The 14,028-nt window shown below is 62.7% G+C and carries 15 protein-coding genes; 6 read left to right on the forward strand and 9 right to left on the reverse strand.

Translation table 11 applies throughout. The annotated features are described in order from the left end of the window. Positions 1–200: 200 nt before the first annotated feature. The 4 genes from K3724_RS16455 to K3724_RS16470 form a co-directional block, all read right to left on the reverse strand. The gene (locus tag K3724_RS16455; RefSeq protein WP_259987327.1) at positions 201–1,061 is read right to left on the reverse strand and encodes a D-amino-acid transaminase; all 861 of its coding nucleotides are present in this window, start codon (positions 1,059–1,061) and stop codon (positions 201–203) included. 10 nt (positions 1,062–1,071) lie between these two features. Further along, positions 1,072–2,037, reverse strand: a complete 966-nt coding sequence (dgcA, locus tag K3724_RS16460) for an N-acetyl-D-Glu racemase DgcA (RefSeq protein WP_259987329.1) — start codon at positions 2,035–2,037, stop codon at positions 1,072–1,074. A 151-nt stretch (positions 2,038–2,188) separates the two neighbouring features. After that, positions 2,189–3,190: an N-acetyltransferase DgcN gene (dgcN, locus tag K3724_RS16465; RefSeq protein WP_259987331.1), complete on the reverse strand. Its 1,002-nt coding sequence runs from the start codon at positions 3,188–3,190 to the stop codon at positions 2,189–2,191. A 114-nt stretch (positions 3,191–3,304) separates the two neighbouring features. After that, on the reverse strand, positions 3,305–4,576 hold the full coding sequence (locus K3724_RS16470; protein ID WP_259987333.1) for an MFS transporter: 1,272 nt from the start codon (positions 4,574–4,576) through the stop codon (positions 3,305–3,307). Positions 4,577–4,796: 220 nt separating this feature from the next. Here K3724_RS16470 and K3724_RS16475 point away from each other — a divergent pair, with 220 nt between their 5' ends. Both K3724_RS16475 and K3724_RS16480 read left to right on the forward strand, forming a co-directional pair. Next, positions 4,797–5,756 carry an L-malyl-CoA/beta-methylmalyl-CoA lyase gene (locus K3724_RS16475; protein ID WP_259987335.1) on the forward strand — a complete coding sequence of 320 codons (960 nt, stop codon included), beginning with the start codon at positions 4,797–4,799 and terminating at the stop codon, positions 5,754–5,756. Between the two features lie 66 nt (positions 5,757–5,822). Continuing rightward, positions 5,823–6,425, forward strand: coding sequence for a hypothetical protein (locus K3724_RS16480; protein ID WP_259987337.1), 603 nt, complete (start codon positions 5,823–5,825; stop codon positions 6,423–6,425). 428 nt (positions 6,426–6,853) lie between these two features. Here K3724_RS16480 and K3724_RS16485 read toward each other — a convergent pair whose 3' ends face one another. Next, positions 6,854–7,306 (reverse strand): Lrp/AsnC family transcriptional regulator, encoded by a 453-nt coding sequence (locus K3724_RS16485; RefSeq protein ID WP_259987338.1) that lies wholly within the window; start codon positions 7,304–7,306, stop codon positions 6,854–6,856. Between the two features lie 73 nt (positions 7,307–7,379). Between K3724_RS16485 and K3724_RS16490 the strand changes: the two genes are divergently transcribed. Then, a complete protein-coding gene (locus tag K3724_RS16490; protein WP_259987340.1) occupies positions 7,380–7,976 on the forward strand; it encodes a LysE family translocator in 597 nt (198 codons plus the stop codon). A gap of 2 nt (positions 7,977–7,978) precedes the next feature. Here K3724_RS16490 and K3724_RS16495 read toward each other — a convergent pair whose 3' ends face one another. Then, positions 7,979–8,812 carry a GyrI-like domain-containing protein gene (locus K3724_RS16495; protein ID WP_259987342.1) on the reverse strand — a complete coding sequence of 278 codons (834 nt, stop codon included), beginning with the start codon at positions 8,810–8,812 and terminating at the stop codon, positions 7,979–7,981. A gap of 125 nt (positions 8,813–8,937) precedes the next feature. Between K3724_RS16495 and K3724_RS16500 the strand changes: the two genes are divergently transcribed. Continuing rightward, positions 8,938–9,900 (forward strand): acetyl-CoA carboxylase carboxyltransferase subunit alpha, encoded by a 963-nt coding sequence (locus K3724_RS16500; protein WP_259987344.1) that lies wholly within the window; start codon positions 8,938–8,940, stop codon positions 9,898–9,900. Here the strand turns inward: K3724_RS16500 and K3724_RS16505 are convergent. Then, on the reverse strand, positions 9,897–10,310 hold the full coding sequence (locus tag K3724_RS16505) for a helix-turn-helix domain-containing protein (RefSeq protein ID WP_129369688.1): 414 nt from the start codon (positions 10,308–10,310) through the stop codon (positions 9,897–9,899). The two genes, K3724_RS16500 and K3724_RS16505, sit on opposite strands and share 4 nt — an antisense overlap. A 92-nt stretch (positions 10,311–10,402) precedes the next feature. Between K3724_RS16505 and K3724_RS16510 the strand changes: the two genes are divergently transcribed. Beyond that, positions 10,403–11,167, forward strand: coding sequence for a YdhR family protein (locus tag K3724_RS16510; protein ID WP_259987347.1), 765 nt, complete (start codon positions 10,403–10,405; stop codon positions 11,165–11,167). A gap of 206 nt (positions 11,168–11,373) precedes the next feature. Here K3724_RS16510 and K3724_RS16515 read toward each other — a convergent pair whose 3' ends face one another. Continuing rightward, positions 11,374–11,850, reverse strand: a complete 477-nt coding sequence (locus K3724_RS16515; RefSeq protein WP_259987349.1) for an Lrp/AsnC family transcriptional regulator — start codon at positions 11,848–11,850, stop codon at positions 11,374–11,376. A gap of 145 nt (positions 11,851–11,995) precedes the next feature. Between K3724_RS16515 and K3724_RS16520 the strand changes: the two genes are divergently transcribed. Continuing rightward, positions 11,996–13,036 (forward strand): zinc-dependent alcohol dehydrogenase family protein, encoded by a 1,041-nt coding sequence (locus K3724_RS16520; protein ID WP_259987351.1) that lies wholly within the window; start codon positions 11,996–11,998, stop codon positions 13,034–13,036. 244 nt (positions 13,037–13,280) lie between these two features. Here K3724_RS16520 and K3724_RS16525 read toward each other — a convergent pair whose 3' ends face one another. Further along, positions 13,281–13,934: a GntR family transcriptional regulator gene (locus tag K3724_RS16525; protein WP_129369684.1), complete on the reverse strand. Its 654-nt coding sequence runs from the start codon at positions 13,932–13,934 to the stop codon at positions 13,281–13,283. Positions 13,935–14,028: the final 94 nt, after the last annotated feature.

Consider the following 14,028-nt stretch of genomic DNA (forward strand, 5'->3'; position numbering starts at 1 on the left):
TAAAATCCCGCCGCAATCAGTCCCGGGCAAGGACATTCACCCGGCGCGCGTGTGATTGTTGACTCCCGGGCACCAATGGCAGCCAATTCTCACCCCGCTAAAACCATGTAAAAGCCTCGTCATCCGCAAAAAAATGCAGAAAGGCCGCCCCATTGGGACGGCCTTCATCACTCCGGCATCAGCAATCCAGGCCGCGTGTCTCAGACTGCTTTTTTGCGGCTTTCTTCCAAATAGATCTCGCGCAGGCGCTTGGCGATCGGGCCGGGGGTGCCATCACCCAGCACCGCACCGTCGATCTCTACCACTGGCATCACAAAGGCGCTGGCAGAGGTGGTGAAGGCTTCATCCGCCTCTTTCGCCTCATCAATGGTGAACAGGCGCTCTTCGATCTCCATCTGCGATTCCGCTGCAAGGCGCAGCACCGCAGCGCGGGTGATGCCGTGCAGGATGTCATTGGACAGCGGCCGGGTCACGATCTTGCCGTTTTTCACATAATAGGCGTTGTTCGACGTGCCCTCGGTCACATAGCCGTCCTCAATCAGCCAGGCATCGTCGCAGCCCGCCTTCTTGGCCATCATTTTGCCCATCGACGGATACAGCAGCTGCACAGTCTTGATGTCGCGGCGGCCCCAGCGGATGTCCTCGATCGAAATGATCTTGGCGCCTTTCTGCGCGGCCGGGCTGTCAGCCAGGCCCGGCTTATTCTGGGTGAACAGCACGAGGCTCGGCGGAGTGTCAGCAGAGGGGAACACAAAGTCCCGGTCGCCGTCGGAGCCGCGGGAGACCTGCAGGTACACCAGGCCTTCCTCAATGCCGTTCAGCTCCACCAGCTTGCGGTGGATTTCCAGCAGCTCGTCCTTGGTGCAGGGCGAGGCCATGTCCAGCTCTTTCAGCGAGCGGTCCAGGCGCACGGCGTGGCCGTCAAAATCGATCAGCTTGCCGTCCAGAACCGAGGTCACTTCATAAACCGCATCGGCAAACAGAAAGCCGCGGTCAAAGATTGAAACCTTGGCTTCCCCCTCAGGCAGGTATTCGCCATTCACATAAACGGTACGGGTCATGGTATTCTCCTCAGCCCCAGAGTGCAGCCACAGGCGGGTGCACGCCTTCGGCATCAAATGTCAAAGGTTCCTCGCGGTCTTCGGCCAGCAAGAGCGGCCCGTCAAGATCCGTAACCGCCGCACCCTGCGCCACAAGCGTCGCGGGCGCCATCGCCAATGAGGATCCGACCATGCAGCCGACCATCACCTGATATCCTTCGGCCAGCGCCTGATCACGCAGCTTCAGCGCTTCGGTCAAGCCGCCGGTCTTGTCCAGCTTGATATTGACCACATCGTATTTGCCCTTGAGCTTCGGCAGGCTCTCGCGGTCATGGCAGCTCTCATCGGCGCAAACAGGCACCGGGCGCTCCAAGCCAATGAGGGCCGCGTCCTCACCCGCAGGCAGCGGCTGCTCTACCAGTTCCACGCCCAGCCGCACCAGATGCGGCGCCAGTTCGGCGTAAACTTCGGCTGACCAGCCCTCATTGGCATCAATGATGATCTTGGCATCCGGCGCACCGGCGCGCACCGCTTCCAGACGCGGCATGTCATCGGGCGTGCCCAGCTTGATCTTCAACAGAGGGCGGAAGGCATTTTCGGCGGCCTGCTTCTGCATCTTCTCCGGCGTGTCAAGCGACAGCGTGTAGGCGGTGATCTCCGGCCCAGGCGCAGGCAGGCCTGCCAGTTCCCAGACGCGCTTACCTGCCTGTTTCGCCTCCAGGTCCCACAGCGCGCAATCGACCGCATTGCGGGCGGCACCGGCGGGCAGAAGCGATTGCAGTTCTGCGCGGGTGAAATCAGCAGGCAGCCCTTCAATCTCACCCGTCACACTGTCCAGAGTTTCATTGTAACGGGCATAAGGCACGCATTCACCCCAGCCGGTGACACCGTCCTTCTCCACCCGCACGGTCAGCACTTTGGCTTCGGTGCGCGAGCCGCGCGAGATGGTGAAAACCTGCGCCAGCTTAAAGACGTCCGGTGTAACAGTGATGTTCATGAAACTGCCCTTTCCTGCGGCCCGGCGCGCTGCAGCGGCGGGCCTTGGCGCGATGCCCGGCGTTCCTGGCACCTGCCTTTTCATCTTTCAAAAAATACTCCCGCCGGAGGCACCTGCCCAGTCGGCAAGCACCTCCGGCGGGGCTGTTAGATCAGACCGCAGCCAGCGCGTCCACCAGGCGGCCTGCACCGTGGCGGTACGGGTCGACGGCGGGCAGGCCCATCCGCTCTTCAACTTCGGCCAGATACTTGACCGCTTCATCCTCGGACAGGTGCTGGGTGTTCACCGAGATGCCGACAACCTTGCAGGCCGGGTTGGCGCGCTGTGCCAGCGGCAGGGCCACGGCTTTCAGCTCTTCCAGGCTCGGCACGTCATAATCAGGCAGGCCGCGCATGTGGGTGCGGGTCGGCTCGTGGCACAGGATCAGCGCATCCGGCTGGCCGCCGTGCACCAGCGCCATGGTGACGCCTGAGTAAGACACGTGAAACAGCGAGCCCTGGCCTTCGATCAGATCCCAATGGTCGTCGTCATTGTCCGGGGTCAGATATTCGATTGAACCCGCCATAAAATCGGCAATCACAGCGTCCAGCGGCACGCCGTGACCGGTTATCAGGATGCCGGTCTGGCCGGTGGCGCGGAAAGTCGACTTCATGCCGCGCTCCTGCATGTCCGCGTCCATTGCCAGGGCGGTGTACATCTTGCCGACCGAACAGTCGGTGCCGACTGCCAGGCAGCGCTTGCCCTTGCGCTTGACACCATTGGCAATCGGATAGCCGACAGTGGGAACACGCACGTCGTGCAGGGTGCCGCCATGGGTCTGGGCCGCGGCCACCAGGTCGCCCTCGTCGCGCAGCAAATTGTGCAGGCCCGATGCGATGTCATAGCCCATTTCCAGCGCCGCGATCAGCACTTCTTTCCATGCCGGAGAGATCACGCCGCCGCGGTTGGCCACGCCGATGACCAGCGTCTTGGCGCCGGCTTCCTTGGCTTCCGCCAGGGACATCTCAGTCAGGCCCAGGTCGGCGCCGCAGCCCGGCAGGCGGATCTGGCCGACGGCGTGATCCGGACGCCAGTCGCGGATACCGATGGCAACCTTGGCGGCCAGCATGTCAGGCGCGTCGCCCAGGAACAGCAGATAAGGGGTCTCGATCATCGCGCTCATCCTTCGAGTTAAATTGGTCGCGCTAAAATCGGGCTAATTTCGCGCAAAGTCCTCTCGAAATCGCGCAGGAACGCCCTCCCTGCACGATTTTCTTCGAGAAATATACTAAGCAGTAGAAGATTCTTCGCAAGCACGACTGCTTACAGACGTTTCCTCCTCCTCTGCCCATGATTCCGCCTGCAGCACCCCCGGCTGCGCCACGCCGATCACACCCATAGCCTGGAATTCGCCGGTGTCCTCGGGTGCCTCGGAGGTCGCGCGCCGCGCAATGGCAATCAGCACCACGGTCACGCCGACCCCGATCAACAGGTATTGCAGCCCCCGCCCGTCCGCGACGCTGATCATGTTCGGCCCGATCAGAATGCCGAAGAACTGCCCCAGCTGCAGCAGGAACGCCATGGTGCCGCTGGCCGGCACCACCTGCCCCGGCTGCAGCTGGTCATTGGCGTGGGCCGCCAGGATCGAATAGATCGGCAGCGTGGTTGCTGCGATGACCGAAAACCCGACCACAATACGCGACGGCGCCGTGTCTACCGCCATCCACAACGCAACCAGCGCCGAGATCCCCGACAGCGCAATCACCACATAACGCCGGTCGGTACGGTCCGACAGCCAGCCGACCGGGTATTGCACCAGCGCCGAGGCGATCAGCGCAATCACCAGCGCGCCCGAGGCCTGCGCCTCGCTGAAACCGTTCTGCAGTGCATAAAGCGGCAGGCTGATGTACCAGGCCACCACCCCCGCCCCCATGATAACGATGCCCAGAACTGTCATCGGCGACACTTTGTACAGCCGCGTGACCGGCATCCGGTCCGGCGCCGAGTAATCCGGCGCCCGGATATTGGACAGCAAAAGCGGCACAATAGCCACCGACAACAGGATCGAGGTGACACCGATCAGCAGGTTGCCGCTGGGATCCGGCAGGCCGACCATCGCGGTGCCCAGCGCCGGCCCCGCCGTCTGGATGATGAAATAGACCGACAGCACCTGCGCCCGGATCCGGTTTTCTGACTTGGCATTTAGCCAGCTTTCGGTGATCACGTAGAGGCCCGGAAAACAAAAGCCCGCCAGCAGGCGCATCGCTGCCCAGCTGACCGGGTCCGAGGTCAGCAGATGGGCAATCGCCGCCACTGAGACCATCGACGCCAGCGCCGAAAACACCCGGATATGGCCGACTTTCTCGATCAGCCTCGGAGTCAGCATTGTTCCCGCCAGCGCCCCCAGCGGATAACAGGCCTGCATGACGGAAATCTCAAGATCCGTGAACCCCAGCGTCGAGCCGCGGATCGTCAGCAGCGTGACCAGCAGCCCGTTGCCGACCATCAGCAGCAGCATGCCCAGAAACAGGGCCCAGTTGTCGATCAATGCGCGTTTCATGAAACTCCTTTTCCGCACGGATCTGCGCCCGTGTCATTTCTTGCGCAATGCAGCATGCCAACGGCAGTTTCGCGCGGGTTTGCGACGCAAAAGGCGCAAACGGGATTGCCGCAACGCGGCGTTTCGTGCCGCAAGTGCAAAATCCGCTTGCAAGAAGGTGCGCAACTTAATAACCAGAACAGCGAAAATTCTGCAATTTCCTTACTCAGGGGGTTTCCGCATGTCCTTCCGCATCCAGCCCGCCGCTCCGGCGCGTCCCAACCGCTGCCAGCTGTTCGGCCCCGGCTCCAAAGTCAAACTGTTCGAGAAGATGGCCGCTTCGGCGGCTGACGTGATCAACCTCGATCTTGAGGATTCGGTCGCCCCCTCCGACAAGGATCAGGCCCGCGCCAATGTGATCGAGGCGATCAATGGCGTCGACTGGGGCAGCAAGTATCTGTCGGTGCGGATCAACGGGCTCGACACCCCCTATTGGTACCGCGATGTGGTGGACATCCTGGAACAGGCTGGTGACCGGCTGGATCAGATCATGATCCCCAAGGTGGGCTGCGCCGAGGACGTCTATGCGGTGGACGCGCTGGTCACCGCGGTTGAGCGCGCCAAAGGCCGGTCCAAACCGGTTTCCTTCGAGGTGATCATCGAGTCGGCGGCAGGCATTGCCCATGCCGAGGATATCGCCAAATCCTCGCCCCGGCTGCAGGCGATGAGCCTGGGTGCTGCGGATTTTGCCGCCTCGATGGGGATGCAGACCACCGGTATCGGCGGAACGCAGGAAAACTACTATATGATCCGCGACGGCCAGAAGCACTGGTCTGATCCGTGGCACTGGGCGCAGGCTGCAATTGTCGCCGCCTGCCGCACCCATGGCATCCTGCCGGTTGACGGGCCGTTCGGCGATTTCTCGGACGAGGATGGCTATATCGCCCAGGCGAAACGGTCCGCGACCCTGGGCATGGTTGGCAAATGGGCGATCCACCCCAGCCAAATCGCGCTGGCCAATCAGGTTTTCACCCCGTCCGAAGAAGCTGTGACGGAAGCCCGCGAGATCCTGGCAGCGATGGAAGAGGCCAAGGCGTCGGGCGCCGGCGCGACCGTATATAAGGGCCGCCTTGTCGATATCGCCTCGATCAAGCAGGCTGAGGTGATTGTCGCCCAGGCCGAGCTGATTGCGAACAGCTGACGCCGGTTCGCATAGACAGAGTGCAGAGGCGTCCCGATGGGGCGCCTTTTCCGTATGGAGAGTTTGATGACGGTTTTGACTTTGCTGCATACGGCAGAGGTGCATGCGAGGACGTTCCGGGCGTTGGCACCCGAAGCGGATCTGAACCAGCAAGTGCGCAGCGATTGGCTGGCACGGGCGCGGGATGGCATTGGCGCGGATCTGAAGGCAGAGATTGCTGCGGCAATCAGCGCGGCTGACGGCCCGGTGCTGTGCACCTGCACCACCCTTGGCCCGGCAGCAGAGGAGGCAGGCGCCATCCGCATCGACTGGCCGATGATGCAGGAAGCGGCGCGGATCGGCGGGCCGGTGCTGATGGCCTATTGCCTGGACAGCACTGTGGCCCCATCAGAAGCGCTGCTGCGGCGGGCCTTTGGCGGCTGTGATCCGCAACTGGTCCCGGTGTTTCTAGGGCAGCACTGGCCGTTGTTTGAAACGGGCGCCGGCGCGGGTTTTTCTGCTGCCATAGCAGAAAGCATTGCAATGGCGCTGAAGGATGGCGCCTTTGGCTGCGTTGTGCTGGCGCAGGCCTCGATGGCCGGGGCGGCAGCAGTGCTGCGGGCGCAGACCCAGGTGCCGGTGCTGGCCTCGCCGGAGATTGCCATGCGGGTTTTGCTGGCACAGCGCTAAAGCAGTTGCCCCCGGCCACGAGTTTTGCCCGGCCAGCCCCCAGGCCCCGCCGGTTATTCATCTGTTCTGGATCATGTTTCCAGTGCCGTATCAGCGTGGCTGTTAAGGATTGGCGGCGCAGCCAATAAGGCAGAGGCGGACGGGCGTATCCGCCCGCATGCTAAACGTTGTCTCTGCATGACCCCGCTGCCAGGCGGGAGCCCTGTTCCATATCTGCCGGAGAGCCAAGCCCCGGCGGGCGATTGCAATCGAGGGAAAGACTGCCATGAAATGCCCAAAACCGTGCAAACGGGGCGTGCGCAGGTCACGCAACACCCCTGGCCGCTGTCTTTGCGGCAGGCGCTTCGCAGTGAGTATTTAGGAGAAAGATGAAGAGGCTCTTTGTTTCACCTTTTTACAAATACTCAAAATCCAATGCCGGCAAGGGATCACGCCCGCAAGTCTTTGGGCGAGCCCATAACCACATAGGTGGTGATTGCTGTGACATAAGGAGACGTGCCCAGGATATCAGTATGGAATTTCTTGTAGCTGGGCAGATCGGCGCATTCGACGCGCAGGAGGTACTCAATGGTGCCGGTGATGTTGTGGCATTCAACCACTTCGGGCGCGGCCTGCATGGCATGTTCAAAAGCCTCCTGCGCGTCCTTGGTGTGCTCACCCAAGCCGACGCCGATATAGGTGGCAAAGCCTATCCCCAGCTTTTGCCGGTCCAGCACGGCGCGGTAACCGGTAATGACGCCGGCGCGCTCCAGCTCCTGCACCCGGCGAAGGCAGGCCGAGGGCGAAAGGCCCGCACGCTCAGCCAGTTCCAGATTGCTGATCCGGCCGTCCCGGGTGAGTTCCTGCAATATTCGCTGGTTTATCTTATCATTCTTCGCCATTGATTGTGAAATTACGCAGCAAACGCTGCAAAACGCAATTTCATTTGGCAATCACTGCGCAATCTTCTTGCCCATGACCTATGAACTTCTCTTTGCACTGGCCGGTTTTGTCTTTGGCACGGTCTTCACGCCCGGCCCGAACAACCTGATGCTGATGGCCTCGGGGGCCAATTTCGGCTTTCACCGGACGATTCCGCATTTGCTGGGAGTGGCGGTCGGCTTTCCGCTGATGATCCTGCCGGTCGGGCTGGGGGTGATGCATCTGTTTGATGCCTTCCCGGTACTGACCCCGGTGATGACGGTGATGTCAGTGGCCTATATGCTGTGGCTGGCCTGGAAGATCGCCAATGCCGCGCCGCCGCGGGAGGGGGCAGCCGAAGGCAGGCCTTTGAGTTTTGTGCAGGCCTGCGCCTTTCAATGGGTCAATCCCAAGGCCTGGGCGATGGCGCTGGGGGCAATCACGCTTTATGCGGCCAGCCGCGACCTGAGTGCCATTCTGTGGGTCTCCGGAACCTATCTGCTGATCGGCTGTTTTTCGGCCTCGACTTGGACAATGCTGGGCCAGCAGCTGCGGCGGCTGCTGACCCGGCCCGCGCAGCTGCGGGCGTTCAACTGGACCATGGCCGCGCTGCTGCTGGCGTCTCTGGCGGCAATCCTGCTGCAGGCGTAGGGCTACTTCAGCGGCAGGCAGATTTCGGTCAGCAGATCCTCAGGCGCGGTGTCGCGCGGATTGTTGAGGTAGATCTCATAGCAGGGCTGATCGGCCGGCTCTTCACCCGATTGCGGCAGCCAATTGCCGAACAGGCTGTGATAGGCGGCATGCAGGCCCGAATACGGCCCCTTGTAGGTCAGCACCGCAGTTTTGCCGCCGGGGAGGCTGACCTCCTCCATCCCTTCGGGCAGTGCTCCGCCGGTAAGCTCCGCCCCGGCAAAGCTGCGCAGATCGGCTTCGGGCACCGCGTCCGGGCTGTCGAAATAGACCCCGGTGACGGCGCCCAGCTGCGGCCAAAGCCCGCGGCTTTCGCAGATCGCGCCGAAAGCCTCAAAGCTTTTGCCGATTTCCATATAGTCGCCTTTGTGCGGCAAGCCGGCCAGGCGGCGGGCAGGGTCGGTGCGGGTGATCACGTCATACATCGGGTAACTTCCTGTTCTGAGAGTTGGGTTCGGCAGCCGGAATTGACCCGCCCGGCGGAAGGCCGCCGGGCTGCTGCCGTAGGAGACAGAGAACGCGCGGGAGAAGCTGTTCTGATTGGGGTAGCCGGCGCGGGCCGCAACCTGCGCGATCGGCATGTCCCCCTGCACCAGCCAGCCCGCGGCGCGGTGCAGCCGGATGCGGCGCACCGCATGGGCGCAGGTTTCGCCCGTCAGAGCGCGGAACACGCGATGCCAGTGAAACCGCGACATCGCCGCCACATCGGCTAGCCTGTCCAGCGACAGATCGCCATCGGTGTTGCCGTGGATATAGGCCAGAACCCGCAGGATCCGGTCTTCGTAACTGGCGGCCATAAGCGGTGCCTCCCTTGCGCTCTCTGCTCTTCCCTCAAGCCATGGCAGCAGATCACAAATCTTGCTGAGTTGCATCTTGGCGCTGCTAAGGCCATATAACGGCAAACCCGCTGAGCAGAGGCGACATGACCCAGTATCTGGAATTCGAAAAACCGCTGGCCGAAATCGAAGGCAAGGCGGAGGAACTGCGGGCGCTGGCGCGCGCGAATGAGGAAATGGACGTGGCGGATGAGGCCAAGGCGCTGGACGCCAAGGCCGCACAGCTGCTGAAAGACCTCTACAAGGAGCTGACGCCCTGGCGCAAATGCCAGGTGGCACGGCACCCCGACCGCCCCCATTGCCAGGATTACATCAAGGCGCTGTTCACCGAATACACGCCGCTGGCCGGCGACCGGAATTTTGCCGACGATCTGGCCGTGATGGGCGGTCTTGCCCGGTTCAACGACCAGCCGGTGGTGGTGATCGGCCATGAGAAAGGCAGCGACACCAAATCGCGGATTGAGCGCAACTTTGGCATGGCCCGCCCCGAGGGATACCGCAAGGCGATCCGCCTGATGGAGATGGCCGGCCGCTTCAAGCTGCCGGTGATCACTTTGGTCGACACGGCCGGCGCCTATCCCGGCAAAGGCGCCGAGGAACGCGGCCAATCGGAAGCAATTGCGCGTTCGACCGAGATGTGCCTGAAGATCGGCGTGCCGCTGATCTCGGTCATCATCGGTGAAGGCGGCTCCGGCGGTGCGGTGGCCTTAGCCTCGGCCAACCGTGTGGCGATGCTGGAGCATTCGGTTTACTCGGTGATCAGCCCTGAAGGCTGCGCCTCGATCCTGTGGAAGGATGCCGAGAAGATGCGCGAAGCGGCAGAAGCGCTGCGTTTGACTGCACAGGACCTGCAGAAGCTGGGTGTCAATGACCGGATCATCCCGGAACCGCTGGGCGGCGCGCATCGTGATGCCAAGGCGGCAATGGCCTCGGTCAGCGGCGCGATCCAGGAAATGCTGGACGAGCTGAAGGGTAAAACCGCAGACGAGCTGATCAAGGACAGGCGCCAGAAGTTCCTGGACATCGGCTCCAAAGGGCTGGCGACCTAAGGCAGCTTACCTGCGCGGATCCGGGTGATAACGCCGTCCCGGTCCGCCTGCACTTTGTCACTGAAGCCGGTCATCGCATGGCCGGCTTTGTTGTATCTGGCGCTCCACAGAGCGATATCTGCCAGTACCGGCGCCAGATCCCGGCCCTTTGGCGTGAGTGTGTAAATGTAGCTGCGGCCGTTCTGCGGATCCTTGCTTTTGCTCAGGATCCCCGCCTCTTCCAGCTGCTTCATCCGCTGCGCCAGGATGTTGGTTGAGATCCCCTCCCCGCCGTTCAGCAGCTCGCCATAGGTGCGCGCGCCCTTCACCGCCATGTCGCGGATCACCAGAAGGCTCCAGCGGTCGCCGAAGATATCAAGGGCATAGGCCACCGGGCAGCCGGACCCGTATTTGCTGTGCTTATCAGTCATGAACTCTTGGTAGTTTTTATACTTGCAAAACGCAAGCCATCATGCGAACCCTTGTTAACTTGCAAAGCGCAAGCTATTAGACCGGAACCAACATGACCCACAATCAAAACAACGCGGCCTTCCGCGACCGATCCCGGCTGTCCCGCCGCCAGCTGCTTGCAGCCTCAGCCGGGGCGGTGCTGCTGCCTTCACTTGCCAAAACACAGGAAACTGCCATGTCCCCGAAAGCCTTTGTCTATACCGAAGTCGCCATCTCGGTCCCGTTCGACCAGGTGCCGCTGCAGAAAATCAACGCCTCGATCCGGCAGCAGCCAGGGTTTCTGAACAAGACCTGGCTGTCCGGCCATGGCAATAACTCCATTGGCGGCTTTTATGCCTTTGACAGCATTGAAAACGCCCGCAGCTTTGTGACTGGCTATTTCCCGAGCGAGCCGCGCAGTTTTGGCGTCGCCCACAACACGCGGGTGTTTGACGCCGAGGCCACCGCCACGGCCAGCCGCGATATGGGTGCGGCGCATTACAACAGCGGGGCTGCGGCTCCAGGGGCGTTTGTGTACACCGAACTGCAACTGTCGGTGCCGTTTGAAGAAGCCCCCTGGCAAGCGCGCAACGCGGCGCTGAAAATGCTGCCAGGTCTGCAGAACAAGGTTTGGCTGAGCGGGCTGCAGACCCGGACTCTGGGCGGGTTCGACGCCTTTGACACGCTGGACACTGCATTGGACTTTGCGCTGAACCTGTTCCCGGAAACTGCGGCAGAACTGGGCTGCGCCTTTTACACGCGGGTCTTTGATGCCTCAATCACCGAGGCGGCCAGCCGGGCAATGAACTCACCCTACTACACCGGCAGCGGGGCCTGATCAGGCGCACCGGATCAAAAGGGCGCAGGCGGCGGAACCCCTCCCGCGCCCGCGCACCGCCGGCTGACGCCGCCGCCGCTGGCGGCCTTGGGCCCGGCCCGGTGCCATGGCACCGGGCCGGGCCCAACTGCAAGGGTCTGCCTGACAGGCAGGCCTGCGCAGGCGGGAGCCGCCCGCCGGGAGCCATCTGCGCAGGTCAGCGCTGTTCAAATCCGCAGATCGCTCACCGGCAAATGACTGGACGACTTCAGCTCCCTCAAGGACAGGCTGGACTTAATCCCCGACACCCCCGGCAGCCGACGCAGCACGGCTTCAACGAAGCGGCTGTAATCATCCAGGTCGCGCGCCACCACCTGCAGCAGAAAATCTGCGCCCCCGGTGGTATTGTGGCAGGCCAGCACATTCGGGCTGGCCTCGATGGCGCGTTGGAAGTCTGCTGTCGTGGCCGCGTCATGCTCAGTGCAGCTAAGCTGGACAAAGGCCATCACTCCGAACCCTAGCGCCCGGCGGTTCAGGACCGCCTGATACCCCTCGATCACGCCGGTCTCGCTCAGCCGTTTCAGCCGCCGCCAGCAGGGCGTTTCACTGAGCGACAGCCGTTCCGCCAGCTTGGCATTGGACAGCCTGCCATCGCGCTGAAGACAATCCAGGATACGGGCATCTATCTCGTCAATCTGTTCCACAGCGAAAGACTCCTGCTCAATAGTGGCATTTCCAGAAAGACTACGCCGGACTTTTCCAAAACTGTAGAGGCATCAGAAATGCCCTCCCCGGCAGCTGCCTGCTAAAAAGCCTTATCTCTTGCAAACGTCAAAGGAACCTGTCCCGATGAAAGCTGTGCTCTATGAACGCTTTGGTGAAGCACCTGAAGTGGTTTCACTGCCGGATCCGTCTCCGGCGCCCCACGGCGTGGTGATCAAGGTTGAGGCAACCGGCGTGTGCCGCAGCGACTGGCACGGCTGGATGGGGCATGATGCGGATATCACCCTGCCGCATGTGCCGGGCCACGAGCTGGCGGGCACGGTTGCCGCGGTTGGCAAAGATGTCAGCAAATGGCGGCGCGGCGACCGGGTCACGGTGCCGTTCGTTGGCGGCTGCGGCAGCTGCCCGGAGTGCCACGCCGGCCACCAGCAGGTCTGCCACAGCCAGTTCCAGCCCGGCTTTACCCATTGGGGATCTTTTGCCGAATATGTATCCATACATCATGCGGATTTGAACCTGGTAGCGCTGCCGGCAACCATGGGGTTTGCCACTGCCGCCAGCCTTGGCTGCCGCTTTGCCACATCCTTCCGCGCGGTGGCGGATCAAGGCCGGGTTTCAGGCGGGCAATGGGTGGCGGTGCATGGCTGCGGCGGCGTTGGGCTGTCCGCGGTGATGATCGCCACCGCACTTGGCGCCAATGTGATCGCTGTCGATATATCCGGGGAGAAGCTGGCGCTGGCCCGCAGCCTGGGCGCGGTTGCCGGGGTCGATGCCAGCACCGTCGCAGATGCGGCGGAGGCGGTGCGGGAGATCTCCCGCGGCGGAGCGCATGTGTCGCTGGACGCTCTGGGGCACCCGGACACCTGCTTCAATTCGGTCAATTGCCTGCGCAAGCGCGGCAAGCATGTGCAGGTGGGGCTGATGCTGGCGGATCACAGCACGCCGCAAGTTCCGATGGCGCGGGTGATCGCGGATGAACTGGAGATCCTTGGCAGCCACGGCATGCAGGCCCATCGCTATGGTGCAATGCTGGACATGGTGCAATCCGGCAAGCTGGCACCCGGCCGGCTGGTCGGCCAGGAAATCAGCTTGGAGCAATCGGTGGCTTCACTGATGGAAATGGACCGGTTCCAATCCGTAGGCGCCACCGTAATCACCCGGTTCTGAGGCGGCTGGGCGAGGTTTGCACAGTCTCAATGCACAGAAGACATTCAGAACTTGGCAACTTCGGTTCACGAAGACCCTCCCGCGCCCGCGCGGCACCGGCTTTGCCAGTGCCGCTGGCAGCCTTGGGCGCGGCCCGGCGCCATGGCGCCGGGCCGCGCCCAACTGTGAGGGCAATTTCCAAATTGACCCGAACAGGCGGGAGTGCCTCCGCCCCCGTACATGCCAGCAGGATTGGGAGACAGAGCTACCCGGCCAGGAGCCGCAGACCCTGGGTCACGTCAGAGCGCACTGCCAAACGCAAGCCCGGTTCATCCCCGGCCTTCAGTGCCGCAATGATCAGGCGGTGGTTTTGCGGCGGATCGGTGCGGCGCAACCGGCCGTAAAGCGCCCGCATGGTGGGGCCAAGCTGCAGCCAGACAGTCTCGGCCATTGCCAGCATGGCCGGCGCCTGGGCGCGCAGATACAGGGTGCGGTGGAACTCCAGATTGGTCCGGATATAGCCGACCGCGTCACGCTTGGTGACCATCTCGGCCACCGTTCCGTTGATCATCTGCAGCCGGTCGATCAGGGCCATATGCGCGCGCGGCAAGGCACGGCTGGACAGCTCCACCTCCAGCAGCGCACGCAGGGCCGCCAGCTCCTCAATCCGTTCATTTGTCAGTTCCGGCGTTGACACCCGCCCCGAAGAAGACAGGAACAACGCGCCCTCGGCGGCCAGCCGCCGAACAGCCTCGCGCGCAGGCGTCATTGAGACGCCGAACTCGCGGCCGATACCGCGCAGCGTCAGCGCGGCACCGGGGGTGATTTCACCATGCATGATACGGGTGCGCAAAGCGCGGTAGACGCGATCGTGGGCCGGGGCGGCAGCGTCCTGGGGAGAGCGGGCAGTCAGGTTCATCCCCTCAAGTGATCACAAATTGCGCCGCGGTCAAGCGGACAGATCCGCGCGTGTGATCACGGCCAGCGGAAACAGGCGCGGATCACGGCCCCCA

This window comes from Leisingera sp. M658, assembly GCF_025144145.1.
Lineage (GTDB): Bacteria > Pseudomonadota > Alphaproteobacteria > Rhodobacterales > Rhodobacteraceae > Leisingera.